Below are 5,379 nucleotides of genomic sequence, written 5' to 3'. Positions count from 1 at the left end.
CAGAAATACCTGCATCACGCGCCGGTAGAGCTCGCGTCCCAGCACCACATCCTCGACGCCGGCATCCAGATTCGGGTTGTCGTTGACCTCGATGACCACCACTCGGTCCTCCAGCTGCTTCAAGTCGACGCCGTAGAGGCCGTCGCCGATCAGACGCGTCGCCTTCAGGGCCGCCTTGATCACGGCCGCTGGCACCTCGCTCGGGTCGACCGTCGCGAAGCCGCCGGAGCGGGTACGCGCGCCGCTGTGGTCGTAGATCTGCCAATGGCCACGTGCCATGTAGTAACGGCTAGCGAACAGCAGCTTGCCGTCGAGCACGCCGATGCGCCAGTCGAACTCGGTCGGCAGCCACTCCTGCAACAGCAGCAGGGCGGAATCATGGAACAGCCGCTCGGCTTCGCGCACCAGTGTCTCGGGGCCATCGATCTTGACGATGCCGCGGGAGAAGGCGCCATCCGGCACCTTCATCACCAGCGGGTAGCGCATGTGCTGACCGCGCTCGGCCAGCTGGCGCAGTTCGCCCCGATGGATCAGGCGACCCTGTGGGGCACTCAGACCACGTGCCTTGAGAAGCTCATGCAGGAAGACCTTGTTGGTGCAGCGCAGGATCGACTGGCTGTCATCGATCACCACCAGCCCTTCGTGCTCGGCACGCTTGGCCATGCGATAGGTGTGGTGATCCAGACTGGTCGTCTCGCGGATGAACAGGCCATCGAACTCGGCCAGACGGCCTTCATCGCGCCGGGTGATCAGGCTGACATCGATGCCCAGGCGCCGTCCTTCGCGGATGAAATGCTTGAGCGCGGTGCGGTTGGACGGCGGCAGCGCCTCGTCCGGGTCGACCAGCATGGCGAGATCGAAGCGGTAATGGCGGCGTGCCTTGGGCGTGCGCCACACCTTGCGCGAATGGCGATTGAGCGCCTGGGCGAAGCGGTCTTCATCCGCCGCTGCCAGGTGGCTCAGGGATTGCGGGCGCACTCGCTTGAGCACCCAATGATCGCCACGGCCTTCAAGACGCACCTCCAGCAGCGGGCAAGGCAGACGCTCGAACAGCTTGCGTGCGAGACGCGCAAGCGCGGGGTCTGCGCTCTCGCCGAAGGTCAGCAGCAGGTCGAGGCGTGGCGGCTTGCCAGCCCCATGCGTCACGCCTTGCGGTGCGGGCAGGGCGCCCTTGCGTGTCAGTTCCTCGAGCAGCACGCGGATGCCGCCCAGTTCCATGTCGATCAGCGACTTGCGTGACAGCTGATTGAGGGTCTCCACCGACGGCAGCGCCTTCTGGCCGCGCGCCTGGGCCAGCAGCGAGACGTAATAGCCGATGCCCAGATAATCCAGTCCGCCGCACAGGTTGATGACGTGGGTGGCGGGCTGCGGCGCATCGTCGGCGCGCTGGGCTGGCGCATCGCTTGAGAGTTCGGAAAGAAAGTCATGGGCGCTGATGACATCATCACTGGGATAGAAGGCGCGCCAGTCAGAAACACGGTCAACCACGATACGCAGGCGGGACATTGCGAAGCCTCGCAAGGCGGGCACCGAAGCGGTGCCGAATGCGCGCATCATGAGAAACAATCCCCGTCATCGCAATAGGCTGGAAAGTGAAATAATTTCATGCAAAGAGACCAAGACAAGACGCGCCTGCATGCCCAGAATGCAGCGCATTGCTACCGCCCCGCGACACGCTGATCCTCGGACGGCGTCAGGGCGCTGACAGGCGGGAGAGCCTGCACCATGACCCCCATTCTGCGCCCGGCCATCCGGGCCGATCTCGACGCTCTGGTAGAGCTCGAGGAAGTCAGTTTCGACAGCGACTGGTTCAGTCGTCGTCAGCTGTCCCATCTGATTCTGCGTGCCCATGCCCGTACCCTGGTGATCATCCAGCCCGATGACGATGTCATCCCGTCCGCTCCGGCGGTGGACGATGTCATGGCCGCGCTATGGCCGGCCGGTAGCGTCGAGCGCGATGACGCCACGCCGCTGCGCAGCGTGCTCGGCTATGGCACCGTGCTGTTTCGGCGCAATTCACGCCGGGCGCGACTCTACTCCTTCTGCCTGCATCCGGAATCGCGTGGCCGCGGCCTTGCCCAGCGCATGCTCACATCGCTTGAGCAGCTGGCCATCGCGCAGGGCTGTACGCAGTTCGATCTTGAGGTGCATACCGGCAATGGCGCGGCGATCGCGCTCTACGAGCGTCACGGCTTCGAGAAGTGTGGTCGCCTGCGCGATTACTATGCCGACGGGGCCGCCGCCTGGAAGATGCGCAAGGCATTGACGCTGGATTCGCCGGCGCCGGTGGCTGAGGAACTCGCGGCCGGTGAGGCCGGTGAAGCGCACCCGGGGCCGCCCTCGACGGTGAATGCCGGCGCCGCCTGAGCCAGGGGCATGGCGCGCGTGGCCCCCATGGGCTAGGATGCGCTGTTTATTCTTCATGGCTTCAAAGGAATCGCTCCCATGCCGTCATTCGATATTGTCTCCGAACTCGACAAGCACGAAGTTCAGAATGCCGTCGATCAGGCCAATCGCGAACTCGCGACGCGCTTCGATTTCAAGGGCGTGACTGCCAGCTTCGAACTCGAGAAGGAAGAGAACGTCAACCTGGAAGCCGATGCCGACTTCCAGCTGCGTCAGATGATCGAGCTGCTCAAGGGTCGTCTGATCGCGCGCGGCATCGACGTGCGCTGCCTGGAAGAGAAGGACGCCGACACCGCTGGCGTGCGTGCCCGTCAGCAGCTGGTGCTGCGTCAGGGGCTGGACCAGCCGACCGCCAAGAAGATCGTCAAGGCGCTCAAGGATGCCAAGCTCAAGGTCCAGGCACAGATTCAGGGCGAGAAGGTCCGCGTCACCGGCAAGAAGCGTGACGACCTGCAGGGCGCCATGGCGCTGCTCAAGGGCGATGAGAGCCTCGAGCTGCCGCTGCAGTTCAACAACTTCCGCGATTGATCCAGCGCGCAAGTGACTGGCGATCGCCATTCTCAGCACCGTTCGCTATCGGCGTGCGGTGCTGTCTTCGTTTGATTCGCTGATTTGCGGTGTCGTGAGAGTCACTGATTCGCATGTTTTCTGGATCAACAGATTCGCTTTGAAAGCGTCATGTCTCGTCGCTGGCGCTACGCTTGTCCAGCCCGGTGCTTCACTCCACATGACCGGACGCGTCGCTTTCAAAGCGTTTCACCCTATTCGTACGTAATATCTGCGCCATGCGGGCCGCTTCGGCACCCGACAACGCGCAAAGAGAGGTTATATGTCTGCTCCGCTCGCTATCGGCCAGCGCAACACCCTGACGATCACCAAGCGGGTCGGCTTCGGCGTCTTCCTCGATGGTGGGGATCGCGGGGAAATCCTGCTGCCGACGCCCTTCATTCCGGCGGGGGCCGACATCGGTGACGAAGTCGAAGTCTTCGTCAGCCTGGATGATGAAGACCGCCTGCTGGCCACCACGCGCTATCCGCGTGCCATGGTCGGTGAATTCGCCGCGCTCAAGGTGGTCGAGGTCAATGACATCGGCACCTTCCTCGACAATGGCCTGGGCAAGGACCTGCTGCTGCCCTACGGCGAGCGCAAGCGTGAGCTCAAGGCCGGCCAGTTCGCCATGGTGCACGTCGGTCTCGACAAGCACAGTGACCGCATGGTCGCCTCGATGCGTCTGGATCGCTGGCTCGACAAGACCCCGGCCACCTATACCGCGGGCCAGGAAGTCTCCGGTCTGGTCGCTGCGCGCACCGACCTGGGCATGAAGATCATCATCGACAACGCCCATTGGGGCCTGGTGCACCACGACCGTATCTTCACGCGTCTGCGCATCGGCAACCGTCTGCGTCTGTGGGTGTTGAAGAATGACGGCAACGGCAATGTCGATCTCACGCCGCAGGCGCCGGGTCCGGCCGGCCATCAGCAGCTGGCGGACCGCATTCTGGCCGCGCTGGAAGCCAGTCAGGGCGTGCTGCCGCTGGGTGACAAGAGCGAACCGGAAGCCATCAGTGAAGCCTTCGGTGCCAGCAAGGCCAACTTCAAGCGCGCCATCGGTCACCTGAAGCGCGAAGGCAAGGTCACGCTGGCGCCCACCGAGACGCGTCTGGTCAAGTAAGTCACTGCTGTCAGCCTGTGCTGCCACTGCCACCCTCGGGAGACCGACGGGTGGCAGTTTGCGTTTCAGGCTGCCGCATGGCACCAATGACAGCGTATCATGGGGGTATCTTGTGCTGAGTTGCCCCCATTCGCTCCTTCACTTTCGACAAGGAATGTCTGCATGACTGTCTCTGCTTCTGCTGCCTCCTCCGCTTCTGCTGCCTCCGCTTCTGCTGGTTCGCCGCGTATGTTGATTGCTCCTGACAGCTTCAAGGAAGCGCTGGCAGCCAGTGATGCCGCCGAAGCCATGGCGCGTGGTGTTCGCCGGGTACTGCCCGAGGCACAGATCGATCTCTGCCCGCTGGGGGATGGCGGTGAGGGCACGCTGGCGGCGTTGTTGGCGGCGGCCAGTGAAGCAGACCCCATCGAGGCGCGCAGCGCTCAGGTGCGTGATCCGCTCGGGCGTGACGTCACCGCCCAGTGGGGCTGGCAGCCGGGTAGCCGCACGGCCATCGTCGAGCTGGCCGAAGCCAGTGGTCTGCATCTGGTCAGCCCTGATGAGCGCGACGCGCGGGTCGCCGACACGCATGGCGTGGGCGAGCTGATCCTGGCGGCGCTGGACGCCGGTGCCGAGCGGCTGATCGTCACGCTGGGCGGCAGCGCCACCAACGATGGCGGCAGCGGCATGCTGCGCGCGCTCGGGCTGCGTCTGCTCGACGCTGATGGCAATGAGCTGCCCGCAGGTGGCGCGGCCCTTGCGCGTCTGGCGAGCCTGGACGTCACTGCGCTGGACCCACGCCTGGCCAACCTCAAGGTGTCTGCCGCGGTCGATGTCGACAACCCCCTGTGTGGTCCGCGCGGCGCGAGCGCCGTGTTCGGCCCGCAGAAGGGCGCCGATGCCGCGGTGGTCGAGGAGCTGGATGCGGCACTGGGCCACTTCGCGCGCCTGAGCGCGGAAGTGCTGGGCGCAGACCAGCAGCAGTTGGCCGGTGCAGGGGCCGCAGGCGGCATGGGCTACGCGGTGGCGGCCTGGTTGAATGGCGAGTTGCGTCCGGGCATCGAGCTGGTGATGGAGCGCCTCAACGTGAGCGAGCGCCTGGCGGGCTGTGATCTGCTGATCACCGGGGAAGGCGGCCTGGATGGCCAGAGCCTGGGCGGCAAGACCCCCATCGGTGCCGCGCGTGCCGCGCGAGCCGCCGGGGTGCCCGCCATCGTGTTGGCGGGGCGACTGGCCGAGGGCTGGCAAGCCGCCCATGATGAGGGGGTCAGTGCCGTCTTCACGCTGTGTGACAGTGCCATGCCGCTTGAGCAGGCGCTGGC

5 protein-coding genes are annotated in these 5,379 nt (G+C 65.0%); 4 read left to right on the top strand and 1 reads right to left on the bottom strand.

From position 1 onward, the window contains the following. Nucleotides 1-1,557 (bottom strand): RimK family ATP-grasp domain-containing protein (locus tag AC4FAH_RS13005; RefSeq protein ID WP_490246166.1); only part of this gene is annotated, 1,557 nt, incomplete at its 3' end. Nucleotides 1,558-1,725: 168 nt separating this feature from the next. Between AC4FAH_RS13005 and AC4FAH_RS13000 the strand changes: the two genes are divergently transcribed. The 4 genes from AC4FAH_RS13000 to AC4FAH_RS12985 all read left to right on the top strand — a co-directional run. After that, nucleotides 1,726-2,367, top strand: a complete 642-nt coding sequence (locus AC4FAH_RS13000) for a GNAT family N-acetyltransferase (RefSeq protein WP_490246165.1) — start codon at nucleotides 1,726-1,728, stop codon at nucleotides 2,365-2,367. Nucleotides 2,368-2,445: 78 nt separating this feature from the next. Next, nucleotides 2,446-2,934, top strand: coding sequence for a YajQ family cyclic di-GMP-binding protein (locus AC4FAH_RS12995; RefSeq protein ID WP_054556286.1), 489 nt, complete (start codon nucleotides 2,446-2,448; stop codon nucleotides 2,932-2,934). Nucleotides 2,935-3,235: 301 nt separating this feature from the next. After that, nucleotides 3,236-4,078, top strand: coding sequence for a CvfB family protein (locus AC4FAH_RS12990; protein ID WP_054556285.1), 843 nt, complete (start codon nucleotides 3,236-3,238; stop codon nucleotides 4,076-4,078). Nucleotides 4,079-4,306: 228 nt separating this feature from the next. Then, nucleotides 4,307-5,379: glycerate kinase (locus tag AC4FAH_RS12985; protein ID WP_490246167.1), on the top strand; the 1,073-nt coding region annotated here is incomplete at its 3' end.

The sequence above is a fragment of the Cobetia sp. genome, assembly GCF_983723665.1.
Note: the sequence above shows the minus strand (reverse complement) of the source record. Positions and strands in the feature narration are given on the sequence as shown.

Bases quoted from the DNA above. Each gene is read 5' to 3' on its own strand.
- AC4FAH_RS13000 (WP_490246165.1), top strand. From the start codon at position 1,726: ATGACCCCCATTCTGCGCCCGGCCATCCGGGCCGATCTCGACGCTCTG.
- AC4FAH_RS12995 (WP_054556286.1), top strand. From the start codon at position 2,446: ATGCCGTCATTCGATATTGTCTCCGAACTCGACAAGCACGAAGTTCAG.
- AC4FAH_RS12990 (WP_054556285.1), top strand. From the start codon at position 3,236: ATGTCTGCTCCGCTCGCTATCGGCCAGCGCAACACCCTGACGATCACC.